Source organism: Pantoea rodasii (assembly GCF_002095465.1).
In the GTDB taxonomy this organism is placed as follows: Bacteria; Pseudomonadota; Gammaproteobacteria; order Enterobacterales; family Enterobacteriaceae; genus Pantoea; species Pantoea rodasii.
The window spans coordinates 28286-52018 of sequence record NZ_MLFP01000014.1 but is presented as its reverse complement, the minus strand read 5'-3'; the positions used below and the strand labels follow the sequence as shown (position 1 = coordinate 52018).

At 55.4% G+C, this 23733-nt stretch carries 15 protein-coding genes and 3 pseudogenes; 7 read left to right on the top strand and 11 right to left on the bottom strand.

Annotation, left to right across the window (positions count from 1 at the left end; translation table 11 throughout):
• Positions 1–8: 8 nt before the first annotated feature.
• Positions 9–1696, top strand: a pseudogene (locus HA45_RS16820) (alpha-amylase family glycosyl hydrolase).
• Here HA45_RS16820 and bioH read toward each other — a convergent pair.
• The gene (bioH, locus tag HA45_RS16815) at positions 1677–2450 is read right to left on the bottom strand and encodes a pimeloyl-ACP methyl ester esterase BioH (protein WP_100701813.1); all 774 of its coding nucleotides are present in this window, start codon (positions 2448–2450) and stop codon (positions 1677–1679) included. The pseudogene HA45_RS16820 and the gene bioH sit on opposite strands and share 20 nt — an antisense overlap.
• A gap of 34 nt (positions 2451–2484) precedes the next feature.
• On the opposite strand from bioH, the gene HA45_RS16810 reads away from it, so the two are divergent.
• Both HA45_RS16810 and nfuA read left to right on the top strand, forming a co-directional pair.
• Positions 2485–3162 (top strand): phosphoribosyltransferase family protein, encoded by a 678-nt coding sequence (locus tag HA45_RS16810; protein ID WP_100701814.1) that lies wholly within the window; start codon positions 2485–2487, stop codon positions 3160–3162.
• Between the two features lie 58 nt (positions 3163–3220).
• On the top strand, positions 3221–3796 hold the full coding sequence (gene nfuA / locus HA45_RS16805; protein WP_100701815.1) for a Fe-S biogenesis protein NfuA: 576 nt from the start codon (positions 3221–3223) through the stop codon (positions 3794–3796).
• 37 nt (positions 3797–3833) lie between these two features.
• Here nfuA and malQ read toward each other — a convergent pair.
• The 5 genes and pseudogenes from malQ to glpE all read right to left on the bottom strand — a co-directional run bounded on the left by malQ (position 3834) and on the right by glpE (position 10559).
• Positions 3834–5878: pseudogene (gene malQ, locus HA45_RS16800) on the bottom strand (4-alpha-glucanotransferase).
• Positions 5879–5969: 91 nt separating this feature from the next.
• Positions 5970–8375, bottom strand: coding sequence for a maltodextrin phosphorylase (gene malP / locus HA45_RS16795; RefSeq protein WP_100701817.1), 2406 nt, complete (start codon positions 8373–8375; stop codon positions 5970–5972).
• A gap of 195 nt (positions 8376–8570) precedes the next feature.
• A complete protein-coding gene (locus HA45_RS16790; protein WP_100701818.1) occupies positions 8571–9329 on the bottom strand; it encodes a DeoR/GlpR family transcriptional regulator in 759 nt (252 codons plus the stop codon).
• A gap of 41 nt (positions 9330–9370) precedes the next feature.
• Positions 9371–10195 (bottom strand): rhomboid family intramembrane serine protease GlpG, encoded by an 825-nt coding sequence (gene glpG, locus HA45_RS16785; RefSeq protein ID WP_100701819.1) that lies wholly within the window; start codon positions 10193–10195, stop codon positions 9371–9373.
• A 37-nt stretch (positions 10196–10232) separates the two neighbouring features.
• Positions 10233–10559, bottom strand: coding sequence for a thiosulfate sulfurtransferase GlpE (gene glpE, locus HA45_RS16780; protein ID WP_100701820.1), 327 nt, complete (start codon positions 10557–10559; stop codon positions 10233–10235).
• A gap of 227 nt (positions 10560–10786) precedes the next feature.
• Here glpE and glpD point away from each other — a divergent pair, with 227 nt between their 5' ends.
• Positions 10787–12295, top strand: a complete 1509-nt coding sequence (gene glpD / locus HA45_RS16775) for a glycerol-3-phosphate dehydrogenase (protein WP_100701821.1) — start codon at positions 10787–10789, stop codon at positions 12293–12295.
• 68 nt (positions 12296–12363) lie between these two features.
• Here the strand turns inward: glpD and iolE are convergent, their stop codons facing one another.
• From iolE to iolD, 3 genes are all read right to left on the bottom strand, one after another.
• Complete coding sequence (iolE, locus tag HA45_RS16770; RefSeq protein WP_100701822.1) at positions 12364–13260, bottom strand: myo-inosose-2 dehydratase; 897 nt, start codon at positions 13258–13260, stop codon at positions 12364–12366.
• Between the two features lie 46 nt (positions 13261–13306).
• Positions 13307–14320 (bottom strand): bifunctional inositol 2-dehydrogenase/D-chiro-inositol 1-dehydrogenase, encoded by a 1014-nt coding sequence (gene iolG / locus HA45_RS16765; protein ID WP_100701823.1) that lies wholly within the window; start codon positions 14318–14320, stop codon positions 13307–13309.
• A gap of 192 nt (positions 14321–14512) precedes the next feature.
• A complete protein-coding gene (iolD, locus tag HA45_RS16760) occupies positions 14513–16447 on the bottom strand; it encodes a 3D-(3,5/4)-trihydroxycyclohexane-1,2-dione acylhydrolase (decyclizing) (RefSeq protein WP_100701824.1) in 1935 nt (644 codons plus the stop codon).
• A gap of 549 nt (positions 16448–16996) precedes the next feature.
• On the opposite strand from iolD, the gene HA45_RS16755 reads away from it, so the two are divergent.
• Entirely contained in the window at positions 16997–18910 is a 1914-nt protein-coding gene (locus HA45_RS16755; protein WP_100701825.1) for a bifunctional 5-dehydro-2-deoxygluconokinase/5-dehydro-2-deoxyphosphogluconate aldolase, read from the top strand.
• Positions 18911–19116: 206 nt separating this feature from the next.
• The gene (locus tag HA45_RS16750; protein ID WP_100701826.1) at positions 19117–19974 is read left to right on the top strand and encodes a MurR/RpiR family transcriptional regulator; all 858 of its coding nucleotides are present in this window, start codon (positions 19117–19119) and stop codon (positions 19972–19974) included.
• A gap of 67 nt (positions 19975–20041) precedes the next feature.
• Here HA45_RS16750 and iolB read toward each other — a convergent pair whose 3' ends face one another.
• Both iolB and HA45_RS16740 read right to left on the bottom strand, forming a co-directional pair.
• Positions 20042–20860, bottom strand: coding sequence for a 5-deoxy-glucuronate isomerase (gene iolB / locus HA45_RS16745; protein ID WP_100701827.1), 819 nt, complete (start codon positions 20858–20860; stop codon positions 20042–20044).
• Positions 20861–20885: 25 nt separating this feature from the next.
• Positions 20886–22391, bottom strand: a complete 1506-nt coding sequence (locus tag HA45_RS16740; protein ID WP_100701828.1) for a CoA-acylating methylmalonate-semialdehyde dehydrogenase — start codon at positions 22389–22391, stop codon at positions 20886–20888.
• Positions 22392–22815: 424 nt separating this feature from the next.
• Between HA45_RS16740 and HA45_RS16735 the strand changes: the two are divergent.
• Positions 22816–23630 (top strand): annotated as a pseudogene (locus HA45_RS16735) (TIM barrel protein).
• The last annotated feature ends 103 nt before the right edge of the window (positions 23631–23733 follow it).

Sequence of the window (23733 nt, the reverse complement as noted above, 5' to 3'; positions counted from 1 at the left end):
ACGATCTGATGGACATAATCAACGCCCTACTTGATGAAATTTACGAAGGCCGCTTTCCCGTCGCTGCACGCGAGCGCCTGCTTTCCCACATTCGTGCTGCGCGTGATACCGCTAAACTGCCGCGCAAAGCCCATTGGGATGAAAAAGATGTGGTGCTGATCAGCTATGCCGATCAGTTCCGCGAAGCCGATAAGCCAACGCTTGCCAGCTTCTCGCACTTTTATCAGCAGCACCTGCAGTCCACCTTTAATCTGGTGCATCTGCTGCCGTTCTTTCCCTACTCTTCAGATGATGGCTTTTCGGTAATTGATTATCACCAGGTGAATCCCATTTGCGGCGAGTGGCAACATATTGCGGCGCTGCACAGTGAAACCCGACTGATGTTCGATTTCGTCTGCAACCATATGTCGGCTCACAGCCAGTGGTTCCGCCATTTTCTGGCGCTGGATCCCGGTTGGGATGACTTCTTTATCAGCATGCCGCCCGCCACAGATCTCAGCGCCGTGACGCGCCCTCGCACCTCGCCGTTACTGACGCCATTTGCGATGGCCGATGGCGAGACGCGCTATATCTGGACCACTTTTAGTGCCGATCAAATCGACCTCAACTTTGCCAATCCCGAAGTGCTGATTCGCATGGTGGGCGTATTGCTGGATTACCTGATTAAAGGCGCAGATTACGTCCGGCTCGACGCGGTGGGTTATATGTGGAAGACGCCAGGCACAAATTGCATTCACCTGCCGAAAACGCATCAGCTGGTGAAGCTGTTCCGTGCCATTGCCAATGAAGTGGCGCCGGGCACGGTAATCGTCACGGAAACCAACGTGCCGCACAAAGACAACATCAGCTATTTCGGCGATGGTCACGATGAAGCGCAGATGGTGTATCAGTTTTCACTGCCGCCGCTGGTGCTGCATGCGATTCACTCCGGCTCAGCACGCGCGCTGCGCCAGTGGGCCAGCACCCTGGGCACCGATCGCGTTGGCACCACCTTCTTTAATTTCCTGGCTTCGCACGACGGTATCGGACTCAATCCCGCGCGGGGCATTTTATCCGAGGTGGAGATTGTGGCGCTGGTGCGCGATCTGGCGCTGGAAGGGGCGCTGGTGTCCTATAAAAACAATCCCGATGGCACCACCAGCCTTACGAGATCAACGTCACCTATTTCGATGCTCTCAACCAACAGCAAGATGATGATGACACGCGTCTGCGTCGCTTCCTGCTGGCACACGCGATTCTGCTCACTTTCCCAGGCGTGCCCGCTATCTATATTCAAAGCATCCTCGGTTCGCGAAATGATAACGAAGGCGTACGCGCCGCAGGACACAATCGCGCCATTAACCGGGAAAAATACGCAATGCGTGAGATGGAGCAATGGATCAGCGGCGGCAATCCGTTACGCCAGCAGGTTTACGAACGCCTCAGCGCCTTGATTCAGCTACGTACGCGCCAGAGCGCATTCCATCCGGATAACGCGATGACGCTGCTGGAGAGTGAAAATACGCTGCTGATGCTGCGCCGCCACACGCCGGGCAGTGAAGACGGTTTGCTGTGCGTGTTTAACCTCAGCAGCCGTGAAGTCACCACGCATCTGCCGCAGACGCGACATTTTCAGGATGTGATCAGCGGGGAGAAAATTGATGGCAGCCAGCCCATCACGCTGGCTGCGTGGCAGTTTATGTGGTTGCGTGGATAAACTGCTGTACCTGCTGACAAAATGCATCGGGATGAGAAACAAATGGTGCGTGAGCCGCTTTTTCCATCACGATGGAGTGCGATGTCGGCCAGCGTGCATCCAGCTTTCCGGCAATATTGCGCGGGACGAGTCCATCGAGATAGCCGTAAATACGCAGAAACGGCAACGTTAGCTCATCCAGCGCAGCGCGCAGATCGTCATGGCGCAGTATAGCCAGCCCACCCGCTAACACCTCAACCGAAGGCATCGGCTGCGACAGCACCACTTCTTTTAGCTGACGCGCATCCTGGCGAGCATTTTCCGTTCCCATGGTTTGCAGCGCCAGGAAACGCTCAACCGTACGCTGGAAATCATTGCTCAGCTGCTGCTGGAAGTTCTCCAGCGTCTCGGGCTTGATACCCGGCCAATCTTCATGTGCGGTAAAACAGGGCGACGATGCCACGCTAATCAGCGCCGTGACACGTTCAGGCTGCATCAGCGCAATCTGGCTGGCAACCAGTCCACCCAACGACCAACCGAGCAGCACAGCACGTTCAGGCAGCTGCGGCAGCAGCTGTTGTGCCATTTCGGCTAAGCTCAGTGCGCCAAAGCCCTGACTGCGGCCAAAGCCCGGCAAATCCACCAGGTGCAGACGAAAATGCGGGCTAAGTCGCGGAACAATGTTTTGCCACACTTCGGCATTCAAACCCCAGCCGTGCAGCAGCACAAGATCGCGATCGCCTGCGCCCGTGGTGTGCCAGTAAAGCGAACTCATCGGTTACACTCCCGAAAAGTGAAAAGAGGTCGCTATGCTATCAATCCCGGCCCTGTGTTGGCTATGCCGCCTGCCATTACAAATAGCCCTGCACGGTTTGTGCAGCCGCTGTCTGCAGCAGATCCCCCGCCTGCCGACACTCTGTCCGTGCTGTGCGCTACTCGCCAGTGGCACGCAACCGTGCGGTCGCTGCATACAGCATCCACCGCCGTGGCACACTCTGACCTGCGTCAGTGATTACCTTCCGCCCCTCAGCGACTGGGTCATTCAATTAAAATTTTCGCGAATAACCGCACTCAGAGTGATGCTTGCGCGGCTACTTTTGTTAAAATTGTTAAATTCGCGGCGTGAAAAGCGCCTGCCGCGCATCAATTTAGTGCTGAGTGTGCCACTACACCGCCGTCGAGCCTGGCAACGTGGCTATAATCAGGCCGAGCTGTTAGCAAAACCGCTGGCGCATTGGCTAGGCTGTGAGTATCGCGAAGGCGTGCGCCGCACACGGCAGGGATTAATCCAGCATGTACTGAGTGCTTCAGCGCGGAAAAAGAATCTGCGCGGGGCATTTTCCCTTGAAATACCGGTGCGCGGATGCCATATCCTGCTCATCGACGATGTGGTGACCACCGGAAGCACGGTGGCAGAAATCAGCCGCATTTTGCTGGCGCAAGGCGCGGCCAGCGTGCATATTGGCTGCCTGTGCCGTACCTTGTAGAGCGTCGGCGTTGGGCGTATTATAACCAAGTAATTTAGTTAACTATTGAGCAATCGCCATGATCGTTATTACTGATGCTGCGCAAGAGCACTTCTCAAAATTGCTGTCGAAACAAGAAGATGGCACCCAGATTCGCGTATTCGTCATTAACCCGGGTACCCCAACTGCTGAGTGTGGCGTTTCTTACTGCCCGCCTGATGCGGTGGAAGCCACTGACACCGAACTGAAGTTTGAAAAGCTCTCCGCTTATGTGGACGAACTGAGCGCGCCCTATCTTGAAGACGCGGAAATTGATTTTGTCACCGATAACCTCGGTTCTCAGCTGACGCTGAAAGCGCCAAACGCCAAGATGCGTAAAGTGTCTGACGAAGCGCCGATGGTTGAGCGCGTGGAATATCTGCTGCAAGCGCAGATCAACCCACAGCTGGCTGGCCACGGCGGCCGCGTGTCGCTGATGGAAATCACCGATGACGGCATCGCCATTCTGCAGTTTGGCGGCGGCTGTAACGGTTGTTCTATGATCGATGTGACGCTAAAAGATGGCATCGAGAAAGAGCTGCTGGCGGCTTTCCCTGAGTTGAAAGGCGTGCGTGACCTCACTGAACACCAGCGCGGCGAGCACTCTTACTACTGATACTCCCTGCGGCAGCGCACCCCAGCTGCCGCACGTTTTACTTCTCTTTGCGCCCGTCACTCACTGCTTTCAGCACCTGCTTCACGGCTTTATTGGCAAACATTTCCTCCAGCGTCACACTCAACTTGCGCCGCCAGTTCGGATATTCATCCACTGTGCCCGGCACGTTGACGGGCGATGTCATGCCCAGCCAATCTTCCGGCTGCAATCCCAGCAATGCGCTTTCCGTACGGGCTAGAAAACGGTGCATCGCCACATTAAGCGCTGCCGTGAGCGGCTGTTTTTGCGTCAGCTTTCCCTGACGCGCTGGCAGGGCACCCGCCTGAAGTAATGCCTCCAGCAATGCCTGCTTCTGTGCGGTGCGCTGCTGTTGCAGATCATGCAGAACGCTATCGCGATACATGCCGAGTTTCTCACCCAACGCCAAATCTTCCGCCTGCCAGAAACCGCTCAACGTGGGCAAATCATGAGTACTGGCGCTGGCAATCGACTGGCGCGCATAAGCCGAGGGCAGACGGTAGCGGCCATCGCGCTCCTGCTCGAAGAACAGCACTTTCCACGATAAAATGCCGTGGCTTCGCATCATGCGAACAATGATCGGTGGCACGATGCCCAGATCCTCACCGATCACCATGCAGCGATGCCGCTGGCTTTCCAGTGCCAGAATCGCCATCAGCTCTTCCACCGGATACGACACATAAGCCCCTTTGTCGGCCGTTTCACCGTAGGGAATCCACCACAGTCGCAATAACGCCATCACGTGATCGATGCGTAATGCACCGCAATCACGCATGTTGGCGCGCAGCAGATCGATAAACGGCTGATAACCGCGTGCGCGCATCTCATGCGGATCGAGCGGCGGCAACGCCCAGTTTTGCCCGAGCGGGCCCAACCGATCGGGCGGCGCACCCACTGACGCGCCCAGCTTATACAACTGCGGATCCTGCCAGGTTTCCGCACTGTGCTGCGCCACCCCAACCGCAAGGTCGCGGTACAGCCCAACGGCCATGCCCAGCTGCTGGCTACGCTGCCAGCAGGCCGCGAACTGCTGCTGCGCTAACCATTGCAACCAGCTCCAAAATTGAATCTCGTCCTCATGCGCCGCACACCATTTCAGCACCTCTGGCTGATGAGCATTACGCCAGGCTTCCGGCCATTTCTCCCATCCCCATTCGTGAGTGTTATTTTCTGCTCGTTCAGCGAGGATGCCGTCAAAAGCGGCTTGAAAACGCAGAGGATCGCCACCTTCAGCGACAAATTGCTGGAAATCAGCCTCGGGCTGAAATGCCTGCCAGGCCAGCCGCAGTGCCGTGATTTTCAATGCGGCCACCGCGCGATAATCAACAAAGTCAGTCGCGCGCGCGGCTTGCACATCCTTACGCGTTGCGGCGAGCGTCCACCAGCGTTGCGCCTGTTGGCTTTGGGCAAATGCCGCCACCTGATTGACGTCGATGTACAGCACATTCAGCCAGCGGCGAGAAGTGGGGCTGTACGGGCTGGCGTGTTCGGGTTGCGCGGGATAGAGCGCATGCAAAGGATTAAGGCCGACAAAATCACCACCGTTAGCGGCAATGTGCTGCAACATCTGCGCCAGATCGCCGAAATCACCTATCCCCCAATTATTCTCCGAGCGTAAGGTATAAAGCTGCACTAAGGCGCCCCAGCGTTTTTCCCCCTGCGCTAATGGCTCAGGCAAATAACACCGCGATGGCGCAATGATGATGCGCGTGCTCCACTGTTTTTCCCCTGCTGCAGGGTGAATGCATGGTAGCCCTGCGGCAGACGCGGCGGCAGGGCCAGCGTTTCGCCTCCCTGAAGCGTGCCGCTGAACCCTTTGCCCTGCTCCGTCAGAAGCTGCCAGCGAAACTCGCCTTTCCCCTGTGGAGTGAGCTGGCGCCTGGCGCGCGCCGCAAATACCTGTACCGCCGGCAGCGGAGGTGTTTTACCTTCCGGCGTATTCATCACCGCCAGCAGTGCACGCTTGGTGTCGTCGTTAATACGGACCTGCTCACCGTTAGCGTTGGTAAAATCCACCGCAATGCCCGCGTTCAGCGCGGCTTGATCCAGTTTGCTTAGCGTCATCGCGTCTCCTTGGATGCGGTGCGCATCAATGCGCACCCTACGAAAACCGTACCGAACCCATCTCGGATTGCCCTTAATGGCGACCTGGAAATCAGCGCGCGGCCTGCCAAATACGCTCCTGATAATCGCGAATCGAACGATCGGAACTAAACCGTCCGGTGCGGGCGGTATTTAGGATCGCCGCTTTGGTCCAGGCTTCAGGATTCTTCCACAACGCTTCAACCTGTTGCTGCGCGGCAAGATAAGCGTCGAAATCCGCCAGCACCAGCCAGGGATCGCCGCCTTTGGTCAGGCTGGTGAGCAACATCTCAAACGCCTGTTTATCCCCCTCGCTGAACTTACCCTTCTCCAGATCCTTCAATAACCCATCCAGATATTTGTTCTGCTTGCGCAGCTTTTTCGGGCTGTAACCGTTGGCTTTCAGCGCCTTCACCTCATCCACGGTATTGCCGAAGATAAAGATATTCTTCTCGCCCACCGCTTCGGCAATCTCGACGTTCGCACCATCCAGCGTGCCAATGGTCAGCGCGCCGTTCAGCGCCAGTTTCATATTGCCGGTGCCCGAGGCTTCATACCCCGCAGTCGAGATTTGCTCAGAGAGATCGGCCGCTGGAATCATCAGTTCCGCAGCGGTGATGCGATAGTCAGGGATAAACACCACTTTCAGCCGATCGCCGACTTTTGGATCGTTGTTAATCACCTCCGCCACTTTGTTGATGGCGTAGATAATGTTCTTGGCAAGGTAGTAGCCCGGTGCGGCCTTGGCACCAAACAGGAACACGCGCGGCACGAAATCAGGATTTTTCGGGTCATCGCGCAGTTGGCGATAACAGTGCAGCATATGCAGCAGGCTGAGGTGTTGACGTTTGTACTCATGCAACCGCTTGATCTGCACATCAAACAGCGCGTCGGGATTTACATCAATGCCGGTGACCCGCTTGATATATACGGTGAGGCGTAGCTTGTTCTGCTGCTTGATGGTACGGAACTGCTGACGGAAGGCTTTCTTGCGCGCATAAGGCGCCAGCCACTCCAGCGCCTCCAGATCGTTGGCCCACTCCACCTGCAGCGTCTCATCAATCAAATGCGACAGCAGCGGATTGCACTGTTTCAGCCAGCGGCGCGGCGTGATGCCGTTGGTGACATTGTGGAATTTGTTGGGCCACAATTGGTGATACTCCGGGAACAGATCTTTCACCACCAGCTCGGAGTGCAGCGCAGCCACCCCGTTCACGGCGAAACAGCTCACGACGCACAGGTTTGCCATGCGCACCTGCCCCTCGGCCACCACCGCCAGCTTTTGCCATATCGCACTGTCACCCGGCCACTGTTTCTTCACCAATTTTTTCAAACGCTGGTTAATCTCGCGGATAATCAGCATATGGCGCGGCAGCAGATCGCCCACCAGCGACGCATCCCAACGCTCCAGCGCTTCCGGCATCAACGTGTGATTGGTATAGGCGAAAACGCGGCTGGTGATATGCCAGGCTTCATCCCAACTCAGCTGATGCTCATCCAGCAGGATGCGCAGCATTTCCGGAATGGCGATGGTGGGATGGGTATCGTTGAGCTGAATCACTTCAAAATCAGGCAGCGTATGAATCGATCGCCCGGCAAGATGATGGCGGCGCAGAATATCGCCCACCGCACAGGCGCACTGGAAATATTGCTGCATCAAACGCAGACGCTTACCCTCAACATGGTTATCGTTGGGATACAGCACCTTGGTGAGCTTGTCGGCATCAATACCCGGCTGCTCGGCCTGCAGGAATTTACCGTCATTAAATAATGTCAGGTCGAACGGATGTGTACTGGTGGCTTTCCACAGACGCAGCGGCAGCGTCACGCCATTGCGATAGCCCACCACCGGCAGATCCCAGGCTTCACCTTTGAGATGATATTTGGCACGCCACTGCAACGTGCCATCGCTGTTTTTCTTTACCTTACCGCCAATGCCTACCTGCACATCCTGCGCGGCGTTATGGCGAAACCACGGGTAGCTATTACGCAGCCAGTCGTCCGGCGCTTCTTTTTGCTGGCCATCGTCAAAGGTCTGGCGGAACAAACCGTACTGATAATTGAGGCCATGGCCCATCGCAGCCTGGCCGACAGTCGCCATCGAATCCATGTAGCACGCGGCTAAACGCCCCAGACCACCATTACCGAGTGCCGGATCAATCTCTTCCTCCAGCAGCTCGCTTAGCTCTACCTGATGCTCCGCCAGCGCAGCTTGCACCTCGTTGTACCAACCCAGGTTAAGCAAATTGTTGCCGGTGAGCCGGCCGATAAGAAATTCCATCGACAGATAGTTAACGTGGCGCTGGCCTAAACGTGGCGCGGCGGGTGGCTGTGTGGCGAGCATTTCTGCCAGTACGCTGCTAAGCGCCTGCCACCATTGATGCGGCGTCATTTGCTGGGCGGAAGTGAGTCCAAGGTGCTGCCATTGGCGGGTAAGTGCGGCGTCGAAACGTGTTTTATTAAATTTTTGCTGCGACATATCAATCCCTTCGAGTCCGTTAACGGTAAAGACGGGCGAGCGCATAACCAGAAAGGATAAGTAAAGCCGGGGGCGAAGAAAAAAGCGACAGGGAAATGCGGATGGATTGAAAAAAGTTGAATTTAACGTGGCGCTCAGGCTGCTGCGCCCCTCAAATATTGCGGGCGGCCCAATGGCCGCCCCTTTTGCATGAAATCAGCACAGCTCGAGATGGACTTCGTGCTGTTCAATCACTTTGAGTACGCTGGCAGGCGGTGCCTGATCGGTATACATGTAGTCAATCAGGCTCATGTTACCCAGATTGACCATGGCATTACGGCCGAACTTCGAATGGTCTACCACCAGCATCACGCAGCGAGAATTTTCGATAATCGCGCGTTTGGTGCGCACTTCGTGGTAATCGAACTCCAGCAGCGAGCCATCCATATCAATGCCGCTGATGCCGAGAATGCCGTAATCCAGACGGAACTGAGAAATGAAATCCAGCGTCGCTTCGCCCATGATACCGCCATCACGCGTACGCACTTCGCCGCCGGCGATGATCACACGGAAATCCGGCTTCGCCATCAACAGAATCGCCACATTCAGGTTGTTGGTCACCACACGCAGATTGTTGTGGTTCAGCAACGCATGCGCTACCGCTTCTGGCGTGGTGCCGATATCGATAAACAGCGTGGCACCATCCGGGATCTGGCTCGCTACACGCTCGGCGATGCGCGCTTTTTCCGCTGACCACATCATTTTGCGGTCCTGCCATGCGGTGTTTTCAGAGCTGGAAGGCAGCGCCGCGCCACCGTGATGGCGCTGAATTTTGTTCTGGTCAGCCAGATCGTTCAGGTCACGCCGAATGGTTTGCGGGCTCACCTCAAAGTGGTCTACCAGCTCTTCCGTGCTGACATATCCCTGGCGTCGCACCAAATCGATAATGGCGTCATGACGTTGCGTCTGCTTCACATCTCTCTCCTCGGCTCAGAGCCGTTTTCTTTTTATATCTGCTAACGTCGCGCAACGTTGCGCGTATCGACAAACGCCATCGCCAGACCCACCAGCAAGCCGGTGACGTGGGCAGCGTTAGCAATCGACAGGCCAAATACGCCGTACCAACCAATAATCAGCCATACAATAGCGAAGCCCATCAGGCCGCGCTCCAGATAAATGCCACTTTCGGGATCGCGCTCGCCACGCAGCCAGCAATAACCCATTAATGCATAGACCACACCCGACAATCCGCCGAACAGCACACCGCTGAACTTGGCTTGTATCCAGCCGCTCAACAGCGCGGAAATGAGCATAATCACAAACAGCTTGCCGCTGCCAATACGCTTCTCTACCGCACCACCGAGATACCACCACCACATCAGATTGAACAGGATGTGCAACAGCGAGAAGTGCAGCAGTGCGTGGCTGAACCAGCGCCATACCTGGAAATATTGCGAGGAATCAGCGGGCCATGCCAGCCAATCTAATGCCACATCATCACCCACAATCTGCATCATGATGAACACCGCCACGCAGGCGATCATGATAGTCATGGTGAGCGGACCTGCGCGTTCGCGAATGTTGGTCCAGATGTTGGCGCGCTCATAGCGCAGGCCACTTTCGGTACTGCCGGTATGCCAGCTGGCGGCCTGATAACGCGGATGGTTAGGATCGCGGACAAACTGGGCAAGTTCGTTTTCAACCATCTCCAGCCGCGTTTCATCATCCAGCATAATGACATAGTGGCTTTCGCGCTCAATACGCAGCGTGACGCCGCGCGTTGCCATGTAATCTACAAACGCCTGAGCCATGCGAGGATGGTTAAACTGAGTGATGCGCATCGTGCGTGCTCTCCTTCCTTTATTGTTATTGTTCGTCTCAGAGGCTACCCGTCGCCACCTGCGTGGGGAACGCTGCACGCCAGGCGTCAAAACCGCCATCAATGCTGTACGCGGCGTTGAATCCCTGCCCCAGCAAGAACTGCGCTGCGCCTTTGCTGCTGTTGCCGTGATAGCACATCACCAGCACCGGCAAATCCTGATTCGCCTGCGCGATAAAGTCAGCCAGATTGTCATTCGTGAGATGTAACGAGCCCGCAGCGTGGCCCATGGCATAGCTTTGCGGGTCGCGAATGTCCACCAGCTGCGCGCCTTGTGCCAGGTGCTCGTTAGCCTGCTGAACCGAAATACATTCGAAGTTTTCCATGGTGTCTCTCATAAGGTCGTCACAATTAGCACCTAGTTTAACCTGAGAATCCGCCGCGATAACCTGACAAAAGTTATGGCTATGGATTTTTTTCCTGCAGGAATGTTAGCTATATCACGCAAAAATGTTTTTATTGAGTTAAGCGCTGGCATCAATGTTGGTTTCCGATTATTATTACGCTCGAAAACGAACATTTTAGAACTATTCCGAACATCGGAGGAGATTACGTGGAAACCAAAGACCTGATCGTGATCGGCGGCGGCATTAACGGAGCCGGCATTGCAGTGGACGCTGCAGGACGCGGACTGTCAGTGCTGATGCTGGAGGCGCGGGATTTGGCCTGTGCAACCTCCTCCAATAGCTCGAAGTTGATTCACGGTGGCCTGCGCTACCTGGAACATTACGAATTCCGCCTGGTGGGCGAAGCGTTGGCCGAGCGCGAAGTGCTGCTGAAAATGGCACCGCATATTGCCTTCCCGATGCGCTTCCGCTTGCCACACCGCCCGCATTTGCGTCCGGCGTGGATGATCCGCCTTGGCCTGTTTATGTACGATCGCCTGGGTAAACGCACCACGTTACCGGGCAGTAAAGGCCTGCGTTTTGGCGCGGAATCGGCCCTCAAACCTGAAATCACGCGCGGATTCGAATATTCCGACTGCTGGGTGGACGATGCGCGCATGGTCGTGCTCAACGCGCAGGAAGTGGTGAAACAGGGTGGCGAAGTGCGTACCCGCACCCGCGTTAACCGTGCATGGCGCGAAGGCGGCATGTGGATGGTGGAAGCGGAAGATATCGACACTGGAAAAGTCTTTACCTGGCGCGCTAAGGGCCTGGTCAATGCGGCCGGTCCGTGGGTAAAACAGCTGTTTGATGACGGCCTGAAGCTGAAATCGCCATACGGCATTCGCCTGATCAAAGGCAGCCATATCGTGGTACCGCGCGTGCATCGTGAAAAGCAGGCGTACATCCTGCAGAACGAAGATAACCGTATCGTGTTTGTCATTCCGTGGATGGATGAGTTCTCCATCATCGGCACCACTGATGTGGAGTACAAAGGCGATCCGAAAGACGTGAAGATCGATGACAACGAAATCAGCTATTTGCTGAAGGTGTTCAACGGACACTTTAAACAGCAGCTGAGCAAAGATGACATCGTCTGGACTTACTCGGGCGTGCGTCCGCTGTGTGATGATGAATCCGATTCACCACAGGCGATCACTCGTGATTACACCTTAGACGTGCATGATGACAACGGCCAGGCACCGCTGCTGTCAGTGTTCGGCGGCAAGCTGACCACCTATCGCAAGCTGGCAGAACATGCGCTGGAAAAACTGGCGAAGTACTACCCGAACGCCGGCCCAGCCTGGACTAAGTCCGCTGTGCTGCCGGGCGGTGATTTCTCGGGTTCACGTGAAGACTACGCCGCAGGTCTGCGCCGTCGTTATCCGTTTATTAGCGAAGGCATGGCGCGTCACTTTGCCCGTACCTACGGCAGCCGCACTGAAGAGTTGCTGGCAGGCGCAACCAGCCTGACGGATCTGGGCGAGAACTTCGGTCACGAGTTTTATGAAGCCGAGCTGCGTTACCTGGTTAAAAATGAGTGGGTGCGCGAGGTGGATGATGCGATTTGGCGTCGTACCAAACAAGGTATGTGGCTGACCGAAGCGGAACAAGCGCGCATTAGCGAATGGCTGGCAGTGAACGGCCAGAAACCGGCGCTGTCGCTGGCTTCATAATCCGATTCACGTAAAAAGGCCGTTATCCTGCAAGGGATAACGGCCTTTTTTATTGTGCATCACTGAACTTATAAGCCGGTATTCTCGCGAATATATTTACGCGCTTTCACCGCATACTCGAACGGGTTGGCCAGCGCCGGATCCTGTTCCGCTTCCACCACCATCCAGCCTTTATAGCCGTAATCGTCGAGGATTTTGAACACCGGTTTGAAATCAATCACGCCATCGCCCGGTACGGTAAAGGTGCCTTTCTTCACGCCATCGAGGAACGACAGGGATTTTTCGCGCACTTCCGCCACCACGCTGTCACGCACATCTTTCAGGTGCACATGGAAAATGCGCGGCAGATATTTGGTCAGCACATCCAGCATCGCCTGCTGTGAGCCTTCGGAGTAATAGATGTGGCCAGTGTCATACAGCAGGCCGACATTCTGATTCGTCGATTCCATAAAGCGATCGATTTCCGCTGGCGTCTGAATGCCGGTGCCCATGTGATGGTGCAGGGTCAAACGCATACCTTTCTTCACGGCGATCTCGGCCAGCTCATTGTAGCCTTCCGCCGTCAGACGCCACTCTTCATCGGTGAAGATCGGCTTCTGCTCCAGCACCGCCAGCGTGGTGCCCTGAATGCTCTTACTCTGCTCAGAACAGCCAATCACGCGCGCGCCCATCGCGTGCAGGAAGTTCATGTGATTGGTGAACTCATCGATGGTTTTGGCCTTGTCGCCGTTGGCAAAGAAGGTGCTGAACCACGCGTTGCAGATCTGGATACCGCGAATCTCCAGCATCGGTTTCAACACCGCCGGATCTTTCGGGTATTTGCTGCCCACTTCACTGCCGGTGAAGCCTGCCAGCGCCATTTCACTCACGGTTTGCTGGAAGGTGTTTTCGCTGCCCAGCTCTGGCATGTCATCGTTGGTCCAGCCGATTGGCGCAATCGCCAGTTTTACATTGTCTTTGTTCATTTCAATTCCCTGATTCTGAGAGAGAAGTGTTAGCGCACGGGCTCAGTTATTTGGCGTAAAAGTCTGGACGTGCCGGCATGGTCACCGCTTCGATGGCCCCGCTTTCTTGCGCTTTATGGCACGCGTCCGCTGCCACCGAAGCGGCAAAACCATCCCAGGCAGATGGCCCGGAGAGCGTGCCCGCGGTGGCGTCATTGATGAAGGCTTGCAGCTCAACGTCATAGGCTTCGATGAAACGGTCTTTCCAGTCGGTGAGCAGCGCATTGCCCAAACGCGCGTTTTTGCGCATTTGAATCGCGGATGGTTCAGGCAGTTTGGCAATGCCCTCTTCGCCCACCACTTCACACTGAATGTCGTAGCCGTAGGCGCAGTTCACGAAGATCTCGACATCGATACGAATGCCCTTCTGGGTTTCGAACAGCACGATTTGCGGATCTTTCAATTTGGCGTGGGTCTTCGAGGTGGAGCGCGGGAACACCACCTGCACCGATTTGTAATCGTCTTCGGTCAGCCAGCGCAGCACGTCCAGCTCGTGAATCAGGGTGTTAGTGATCGCCATATCGGTGGTGTAATTCTCACCGACGCTCTGGTTGCGGTGCGCACAGTGCAGCATCAGCGGCTCGCCGATTTCACCGTCAGTGATCACTTTCTTCAACGCGCGATAGCCGGCATCGTACGGGCGCATAAAGCCCACCTGCACCAGACGTTTGCCGTGTTTGATCTCGGCATCCACGATGCGACGGCAGCCATCGGCACTCATTGCCAGCGGCTTCTCACAGAACACCGGCTTGCCAGCCGCAATCGCCGCCAGCGTGAATTCTTCGTGGGTCGGATCCCATGACGTCACCAAAATGGCATCGACATCCGGCGAGTTGATCACCTGATGACCATCCTGATACACCTCGGCTTCGATGTTCAGACGCTGCAGCGCTGCACGAGCCCCTTCCACGTTGATATCTGAAACCGCCACCACCTTCGCGCCCTGCAGAACATTGTTGCAGCGACGAATGTGATCCTGACCAATTGCACCGGCACCAATTACACCAAGTTTGAGCGTCATAGTTACACCTGTAGAGTCGGATAAGTATCCCCTTCATACTTCAAGATGCAGATGCGTTGGCTGCTCTCATTCACCCGAATCACTGACTTAAATCAGCTCATCGGGATTCTTTCGTTGGCCGCCTTCCTGCATCTCGAATTATTTTGGGTATACAGGGTTAATAAAAGCCGACGAACGTCGGCCTAAAGGGTGTTAGTACTTACGTGCTTGTTGAAGATGCACGTTAAGGCCGTCGGCCACTTCCTGCGTGCGCTCGGAGGTGGAGGTTTGCGCCACGCCCACGTGCCACCAGCTGAAGTATTTGTGGATCATGGTTTTTGGCAGCACTTTGATGTCGAACAGCACCGAAACAGTCTGCTTCTGCGCATCAATCAGCGCGGCTTCTAACTGCGCCAGCGTGGTGATGCGATAGGTTTTACAGCCGTAACCGCCCGCAATCGCCGCGAAATCTACCGGCACAAAGCCACCGTCCAGCTTGCCGCCTTCCGGGTTACGGAAGCGGAACTCGGTGGTGAAGCTGTCCATACCGTGTTCCATCTGCAGGTTGTTGATGCAGCCGTTGGTCATGTTATCCAGCAGTACTACGTTGATTTTGGCCCCTTCCTGAATCGAGGTGACCAGCTCGGAGTGCAGCATCATAAATGAGCCGTCACCGACCATGACGTAGACTTCACGCTGCGGCTGCGCCAGCTTCACTCCCAGCGCGGCGTTGACTTCATAACCCATACACGAGTAGCCGTACTCAACGTGGTACGAGTTGTAATCTTTGGTGCGCCACATGCGTTGCAGGTCGCCCGGCAGACTGCCCGCTGCCGCGACAATCACTGCATCCTTTGGGAGCTGCTCGTTTAAGGTGCCCAGCACGCTGCTTTGCGTCAGCACCGATTGCGTCAGGCGCTCGAACTCCGCAAACAGCGCTTCACGGTCGATGTGATCGGCGATTTCAGGAACGAAATCGTCGGTGTTGTAAGTGGCGGCATACACACGCTGCGTCTCTTTCAGCAGCTTGCTTTGTGCCTGTTCAACCTGGCCGCCCCAGTGGTTTTCAAACCCTTTCAGGCCGCTTTCCAGTGCGGTCAGACCTTCACGCGCATCCGCCAACAGCTGCACCGCATCAAGCTTGTAGCTGTCGAAATTGCTGACGTTAAGATTCAAATAGCTCACCTCTGGATTCTGGAAAATCCATTTCGAGGCGGTGGTAAAATCGGTATAGCGCGTGCCGATACCAATCACCAGATCGGCTTCTTTCGCTAACAGGTTGGCCGCCAGGCAGCCGGTTTCACCGACGCCACCGACGTTGAGCGGATGATCCGAGACGATGGTGCCTTTCCCGGCCTGGGTTTCCGCAAACGGAATATTAAAGCGCTCGGCGAACTTCAGCAGCGCAGCGCCCGCGTCGGAATATTTCAGACCGCCGCCGACAATGATCAATGGCTTGTGTTTGCGCGCAATCAGCGACAGCGCATCTTCCAGCTGGGCAGCGGTCGGCAGACGGCGATCCAGACGATGCACACGTTTCTGGAAGAAGTATTCCGGGAAGTCCCAGGCTTCAGCCTGCACATCCTGCGGCAGCGCAATGGTCACCGCGCCGGTTTCCGCCGGATCGGTCAACACACGCAGGGCATTGATACAGGCCGTCATCAGCTGTTCAGGACGGCTGACGCGATCCCAATATTTGCTCACCGCGCGGAAGGCATCATTAGTGCTGATGCTGAGATCGTGGCTCTGTTCGATCTGCTGCAGCACCGGATCCGGCTGGCGTGTGGCGAACACATCGCCCGGCAGCAACAGTAAAGGAATGCGGTTAGCGGTGGCGGTGGCCGCGGCAGTAATCATGTTCGCCGCGCCCGGCCCGACCGAAGAGGTGCAAGCGATAATCTGGCGACGCAGCGACTGTTTGGCAAAACCAATCGCAGCATGGGCCATGCCCTGCTCGTTACGGCCTTGATGCACCACCAGATCGCCGCTGTCCTGCTCCAGCGCCTGTCCCAATCCCAGCACGTTACCGTGACCGAAAATGGCAAAAATGCCTTTCACAAATTTGGTTTCAACGCCGTCAACGTTCAGGTACTGGTTATCAAGAAATTTCACCAGCGCCTGTGCCGTGGTAAGTCTGATTGTGCCCATATGCTTCTTCCTTTACATGCTGGTACTCAGGTGATGAGTACAACGCGGTTCGGGTTTTCGCTGCCGTGAATGGCACCCGCGGATAAGTGAAACGTGTGGCGATTATAAACAAATATTTTTTTCATTAAACGAGATTACAGAAGAAACATTTCATTTTGCGATGGAGATCAAATTCAGCGATGAAACGTGTGCCACCGCAGCGGTAGCAAGAGGGAAAGTGGAACAGTAGAAGGTCAAATCAGTGCTATAACGAAATTTCATTTCACTTCAGTAGCTTCCTTTATTGCCGGGCATTTTCCTGCGACCTGGCTCACAAGCCAGAGCATCAGCGAAATCGGTGCCTAAAAGCAGGCCGCTAACCCACATGGGTCAGAGTTTTACCTGGCTCACAAAATCGCGATGAATGTTTCATTTCATATTGTATTTGGAATTTTCATTCCTCATACTGCAACCAAAGCCAATCAGGCACCTTGAGAACCCGGAAGCATAGCGCTTGATGTTGGGCGTCTTCGCCCCAGTGTCTGCTTATCACAGAAGGAAACCACAGGTATGAGTACACAACAGAAGCGGCTTGATGTGATTTGTATCGGACGCATCGCCGTCGACCTCTACGGTCAGCAAATCGGATCACGTCTGGAAGATATGACCAGCTTTAATAAATATCTGGGCGGTTCTTCCGGCAACGTGGCCTATGGAACGGCTATTCAAGGCCTGAAGTCTGCCATGCTGGCGCGCGTAGGGGATGAGCATAACGGCCGCTTTCTGCGTGAATCGCTGCAGCGCGTGGGCTGCAACACCGACGGGTTGATCACCGATAAAGACCGCCTGACCGGCCTGGTGATCCTCGGTATTAAAGATGAAGATACCTTCCCGCTGATCTTCTACCGCGACAACTGCGCCGATATGGGCCTGGTGCCGGAAGATATTAAAGAAGAGTTCATCACCTCTTCTCGTGCGGTTGCTGTGACCGGTACGCACCTGTCACATCCGCAGACGCGTGCTGCGGTGCTGAAAGCGTTAGATATCGCCAAACGTAACGGCCTGCGCACCGCATTGGATATCGATTATCGTCCGGTGCTATGGGGCCTGACTTCACTGGGTGATGGCGAAACGCGTTTCGTTGAATCCGGTGATGTCACTCAACAGCTGCAAGAAGTGCTGCACTATTTCGATTTGGTAGTCGGAACGGAAGAAGAGTTCCATATCGCCGGCGGCAGCACCGATACGCTTACCGCTCTGAAAAATGTGCGTCAGGCAAGCAAAGCGACACTGGTGTGCAAACGTGGTCCGCTGGGTTGTGTGGTGTTTGAGGGCGAGATTCCAGATAGCTGGGAGCAGACCAAACTGCAAACCGGCGTCCGCGTGGAAGTCCTGAACGTACTGGGCGCAGGCGATGCCTTTATGTCTGGCCTGCTGCGCGGCTGGCTGAACGATGAAAGCTGGGAACAGGCGTGCCGCTATGCCAACGCCTGCGGCGCACTGGTGGTGTCACGCCACGGCTGCGCACCGGCGATGCCAACCAAAGAAGAGCTGGACGATTTCCTCGGCCGCGACAAAGACGTGAAACGCCCGGATCTTGATGCGCGTCTCAACCATCTGCACCGCGTCACCACCCGTAAACAGCAGTGGCCAGAACTCAACGTGTTCGCGTTCGACCATCGTAAACAGCTGGCGGATATGGCGCGCGAAGCCGGCGTTAGCGAAGATCGCATTCCACAGTTAAAAGTGCTGCTGCTGCAGGCAGCGCAGGAAGCGGCCAACGAAGCGGGTCTGAATGAGAAGAGCGGCATCCTCGCAGATACCACTTATGGGCAAAAAGCGCTGAACGCCATCACCGGCCAAAATTGGTGGATTGGCCGTCCGATCGAGCTACCAAGCTCACGCCCACTGCGTCTGGAGCATGGCAACATCGGCTCGCAGCTGATCGACTGGCCGGCGGAACACGTGGTGAAATGCCTGGTGTTTTACCATCCGCACGACAGCGCCGAACTGCGTAAAGAGCAGGATGAGCTGGTGCTGGATGTGTGGAATGGCTGTAACAAAAGCGGACACGAACTGCTGCTGGAACTGATTCTGCCGGAGAGCAATCCAGACCGTAATGAATCGTACTATTACGACATGCTGAGCCACTTCTACAGCCTCGGCATTCAGCCGGACTGGTGGAAGCTGCCACCGCTGTCGGCCCAGAGCTGGCAGGCCATCAGCGGATTGATCGAACAGAACGATCCCCACTGCCGCGGCATTCTGCTGCTCGGCCTTGATGCACCGGAAGAGACGCTGAAAGCCGGTTTCGCCGCGGCGGCGCAGGCTCCGTGGGTGAAAGGCTTTGCCGTCGGACGTACTATCTTCGGCCAGCCGTCACGCCAGTGGCTCAACGGAGAACTGGATGATAAAGCGCTGATTGAAACGGTGAAAGGCAACTATTTACGGCTGATCGGCTACTGGCGCGCAGCGCGCGGCTGATAAGTCTGAATGACAGGCAAAGGCGGCTCGCAAGGGCCGCTTTTTTTATTGGCAGACCCAGACGCCCATTCCCCGCTTTTTGTGAGGCATTTCATAAACCGATGAAATAACCGTCACGATAGCGTCAAACAAATGAAATTTTCCATCCATCTGGTACTATAGCGTTCATTATCCAGCCATATTTTCTTTTTTAACGGGCCGAAGTAATGACCAATAATCCAACCCAACTAACCTTGTTACAGGACGATATCCGTCGTCGCTATGAGACGCTGAGTAAACGCCTGAAGCAGGTGGCTCGTTATATTCTTGATAACAGCAACAGCATCGCGTTCGATACCGTGGCTTCCATCGCGCAACAGGCCGATGTGCCGCCCTCCACGCTGATCCGCTTTGCCAACGCTTTTGGCTTCAGTGGTTTCAACGAAATGAAACAGGTTTTCCGTCAGCACCTGATGGAAGAAACCGTGAACTACACCGAGCGTGCGCGTCTGTTCCGTCAGACGGCTACTGATGACAGTGCCAGCTCACCTGAAAGCCCGGTAGAAATCCTCAACGTGTTCACCATGGTCAACAGCCAGGCATTGCAGCAGCTGGCGATGCAGGTCAATCCGGACCAGCTGAACAGAGCGGTCAAGATGCTCGATGAAGCGGAGAACATTTACATCATTGGCCTGCGTCGTTCATTCAGCGTCGCATCCTATCTGGTTTACGCATTACGCCATCTGGAGCGTCGTGCGTTCCTGATCGACGGCCTCGGCGGCATGTTTACCGAGCAGCTGAGCATGGTGAACCCGAAAGACGTGGTGATTGCCATCAGTTACTCACCGTATGCGCGTGAAGCGGTTGAGCTGGTTGAGTTGGGTGCCAAACGCGGCGCACATCTGATTGCCATCACCGACAGCCAAGTGAGCCCGCTCGCCGCCTTCAGTGATGTGTGTTTTGTGGTGCGTGAAGCGCAGGTTGATGGCTTCCGTTCGCAGGTCGCCTCACTTTGTCTGGCGCAGACGCTGGCAGTTTCGTTAGCGTTGAATAACAACACCACCACCACCTCAATCGGCGACTAAGCTCGCCGAACGTGCAGCATAAAAAAGGGCAGCCACGTGGCTGCCCTTCTGCTTTCTTCGATACGAATTATTTGCTGCGCGGATACTTATCGCTGTTCACCCAGGCGTGATCTTTCTCCCAGGTAAACTTCCACAAGCGCTCCGGACCGGCCATCACGTTCAGATAGTAGTTATCGTAACCCGCAATCGTTGCCACCGGATGGTAGCCACGCGGGACGGTCACCACATCGCGGTTATACGGCGCCATGCACTCGTCGAGTGAACGGTCGTCGGTATACACGCGCTGCATCGCGAAGCCTGGCTCTGGATCGAAACGGTGATAATAGGTCTCTTCCAGATAGGTTTCGTCCGGGCTGGTTTTCTGATCGTGCTTGTGGCTCGGGTACGAGCTGGTCGCGCCCTCGTCGGTATACACTTCCACCACCAGCAGGCTGTCGGCTTCTTTGTTATCCGGCAGAATGTTATGCACCAGACGTTTGTTGCGCCCTTTGCCACGCTGCTCCACGCCGACATCTGCCGGCGCAATCAGACGCGCCGGTAAATTGCCCTTGCCTGGCGCACTGCATACCGCCAGTTCAAGGTCGCTATCGGCGTAGACTTCCACTTCATCATGGTGCGGCACATACACCGAGTACGGTGGAATGCGCTCGAACGGTGACAGTCGTTTACCTAGATTCGGGAACTCCGCATCGCGGGTCTTCACCGAAGCAAAACCGGCCACCAGCACCAGACACAGCTCGTTATCGCCGCTGCTGAGTTTTAGGCTTTGGCCCTTCTTCAGCAGGTAAGCATCAAATCCGACGTACTCCCAGCCCGCACTTTCTGGCGTGACATGCTGGATACGACCGTTGCTATCTGGCTGCTGCGCTTTCGAAATCAAAGACATCATCGATCTCCTAAGTTAAGCGAGATTAGCCCAGCGTTGGCATGCTGAACTCTGAAACAGTCTGCTGACCGCTCGGCCAACGCACGGTGGCGGTTTTCATACGAGTGTAGAAACGTACACCGTCTGGACCGTGCACGTTCAGGGCACCAAACACGGAACGCTTCCAGCCGCCGAAGCTGTGGAACGCCATTGGCACCGGCACTGGTACGTTAACGCCGACCATGCCCGCTTCCACGTTGTGCACAAATTCACGCGCGGTGTGGCCGTTGCTGGTGAAGATGGCGCTGCCGTTACCGAATTCATGGCTGTTCACCAGCTTCAGTGCGCTGTCGAAATCGGTAGAACGCATGATGCTTAATACCGGTCCGAAGATCTCTTCACGCCAGATCACCATGTCCGGGGTGACGTTATCAAACAGCGTGCCGCCCACGTAGTATCCTTCTTCATGACCTGCGACTTTCACGCCACGGCCATCCACTACCAGTTTCGCGCCCTCAGCTTCACCTTTGTCGATGTAGCCCAGCACTTTCTTCTGGTGCGCGGCAGAAACCACCGGACCCATTTCGTTCTCTTCAGCCCCTTTCTGGATGCCAGGACCGACGCGCAGCGCTTTGATCAGCGGCGTCAGACGCGCAATCAGTTTGTCAGCGGTGTCGTTACCGACCGCCACAACCACGGGCAGTGCCATGCAACGTTCGCCGGCTGAACCAAACGCGCCGCCCATAATGGCATTCACGGTGGCATCCAGATCGGCATCTGGCATCACAATGGCGTGGTTCTTCGCCGCACCAAACGCCTGCACACGTTTGCCGTGGGCGCTGGCGGTTTTGTAGATGTGCTCTGCCACGCCAGAAGAACCGACGAAGCTCACGGCGGCAATACGCGGGTCTTTATACAGCTGCTCAGCATCTTCGTTTGAGGAGTGCACCACGTTGAATACGCCATCTGGCAGGCCTGCTTCTTTCAGCAGCTCAGCCATGCGCACAGAGGCTGATGGATCCAGCGCCGGTGGCTTGAGAATAAAGGTGTTACCGCACGCCAGGGCAATAGGGAACATCCACAGAGGCACCATCGCCGGGAAGTTAAACGGGGTAATCCCCGCCACCACACCCACCGGTTGCATCAGCGAGTAGCTGTCAACGCCGGTGCCGACGGTAGGCGAGTTTTCGCCTTTGATCAGGTGCGGAATACCGCAGGCATACTCGATCACTTCAATACCGCGGGTCAGTTCACCCAGCGCATCCGACCACACTTTACCGTGCTCAGAAACAATCAGCGCCGCCAGTTCTTCACGGTGCTTTTCCATCAGCGCTTTGAAGTTGAACATTACGCGGGCACGACGCAGCGGTGCAGTTTTAGACCATTCCGGGAATGCAGCGTGGGCGATTTCAATCGCTTTCTCAACTTCCGCAGAGGTGCTCTGCGTCAGTTCACGCGCGACTTTGCCGGTGGCCGGATCGTATACCGGAATGGTTTCATTGCTGGCGCTGTGAGTAATCTTGCCGCCGATAAAGTTTCCTACGATAGTCATGTCGTTGCCTCTTTGATGTGAAGTTCCCTGCAGGCAGTCGATTAACACCGCAACACCACCTGACCAGGCAATACGAAAAGCGTGCTATGAAGCTATTACAATGAAATAAATTTTTCAAATACTTCTTTTTGGAAAATTTCCTTTTAGCGGCATGGATCGCATTTTTTTCGTATTTGCCCAATGAGCGCTAAGAATCCCCTGATTGCCTCAATCAGCGGGCGATCAATGAAGCTGTTTCCGGGTAAATTGTCCGCTTCATCGCCCCTGCTTTGCCCCTCAAATCACCCACTAAAAGATGCTTCATGAAACGAAATATGAAATTTTTGCGAGAGAGATCCAATATCTGATATTTCATAATTCACTAACAATGAAATAAATGTTCTCTTTGCAGCATCTTACCTGCACCCTATTACAGGAGCCAAACATGGCCATCGATCCAACCCGTTTCTGTATCAATCGTAAAATTGCGCCAGCGCTTTCCCTTGAAGCCTTTTTCCAGCTGGTTCAGCGCCTGGGATTGAGCAAAGTGGAACTGCGTAATGATATGTCGAGCGGCAAGGTAACCGATGACCTAAGCGCAACGCAGCTGCGATCGCTGGCGGATAAGTATCACATCGAGATTGAAACCATTAATGCGCTCTATCCGTTTAACCGCCCCGATGACGCGCTGCTGAGCAAAGCCGAAGCGCTATTGCAGGAAGCCAAAGCGATTGGGGCCAAAGCGCTGGTGATGTGCCCGCTGAATGAGGGTATCCCCATCGCGCCAGAAAAACGCTGCAGGCGTTACAGATTTTGGCACCGCGTTTTGCTGAATACGGCATTCAGGGTCTGGTTGAACCGCTGGGGTTTCCGGTGAGTTCGCTGCGATCGGCGGTGCAGACACAACAGCTGATTAAGCAGGCGGGCGTACCGTTTAAATTGCTGCTGGATACCTTCCATCATCATCTGTACGAAAACGCTGAGCAGGAGTTCCCGCAGGAGATTGACGTCAACCAGATTGGTTTAGTGCATCTCTCTGGCGTGGAGGATACCCGTCCCACGGCTGAACTGACCGATGATGAGCGCATCATGCTGAGCAACCGCGATGTGCTGAACAGCGTGGCGCAGGTGAAACGTCTGGAGATGCTGGGCTACAAAGGCATTTATGCATTTGAGCCGTTTTCCACCGAGCTGGAGAAGTGGGGCGCGAAAGAGATTGAGCGCGAAATTCGCCAGAGTATTGAGTTGCTGCAAGCCTGAATCAAAACGGTGGCTGAAATCCGCTGCCGCCGTTTCCCCTACCCTTATCTGTGTCCTTAACAAGACGCATTTTGTTAGTGTTAGGCCTCGGTCGGAGGCCCTT

Excerpts from the sequence above, each read along its gene's own strand:
- nfuA (WP_100701815.1), top strand. The coding sequence starts at position 3,221 with ATGATCGTTATTACTGATGCTGCGCAAGAGCACTTCTCAAAATTGCTG.
- iolD (WP_100701824.1), bottom strand. The coding sequence starts at position 16,447 with ATGGGCACAATCAGACTTACCACGGCACAGGCGCTGGTGAAATTTCTT.
- bioH (WP_100701813.1), bottom strand. The coding sequence starts at position 2,450 with ATGAGTTCGCTTTACTGGCACACCACGGGCGCAGGCGATCGCGATCTT.
- malP (WP_100701817.1), bottom strand. The coding sequence starts at position 8,375 with ATGTCGCAGCAAAAATTTAATAAAACACGTTTCGACGCCGCACTTACC.
- HA45_RS16810 (WP_100701814.1), top strand. The coding sequence starts at position 2,485 with ATGCTATCAATCCCGGCCCTGTGTTGGCTATGCCGCCTGCCATTACAA.
- HA45_RS16740 (WP_100701828.1), bottom strand. The coding sequence starts at position 22,391 with ATGACTATCGTAGGAAACTTTATCGGCGGCAAGATTACTCACAGCGCC.
- iolE (WP_100701822.1), bottom strand. The coding sequence starts at position 13,260 with ATGAACAAAGACAATGTAAAACTGGCGATTGCGCCAATCGGCTGGACC.
- HA45_RS16755 (WP_100701825.1), top strand. The coding sequence starts at position 16,997 with ATGAGTACACAACAGAAGCGGCTTGATGTGATTTGTATCGGACGCATC.
- glpG (WP_100701819.1), bottom strand. The coding sequence starts at position 10,195 with ATGCGCATCACTCAGTTTAACCATCCTCGCATGGCTCAGGCGTTTGTA.
- HA45_RS16750 (WP_100701826.1), top strand. The coding sequence starts at position 19,117 with ATGACCAATAATCCAACCCAACTAACCTTGTTACAGGACGATATCCGT.
- glpE (WP_100701820.1), bottom strand. The coding sequence starts at position 10,559 with ATGGAAAACTTCGAATGTATTTCGGTTCAGCAGGCTAACGAGCACCTG.
- iolG (WP_100701823.1), bottom strand. The coding sequence starts at position 14,320 with ATGACGCTCAAACTTGGTGTAATTGGTGCCGGTGCAATTGGTCAGGAT.
- iolB (WP_100701827.1), bottom strand. The coding sequence starts at position 20,860 with ATGTCTTTGATTTCGAAAGCGCAGCAGCCAGATAGCAACGGTCGTATC.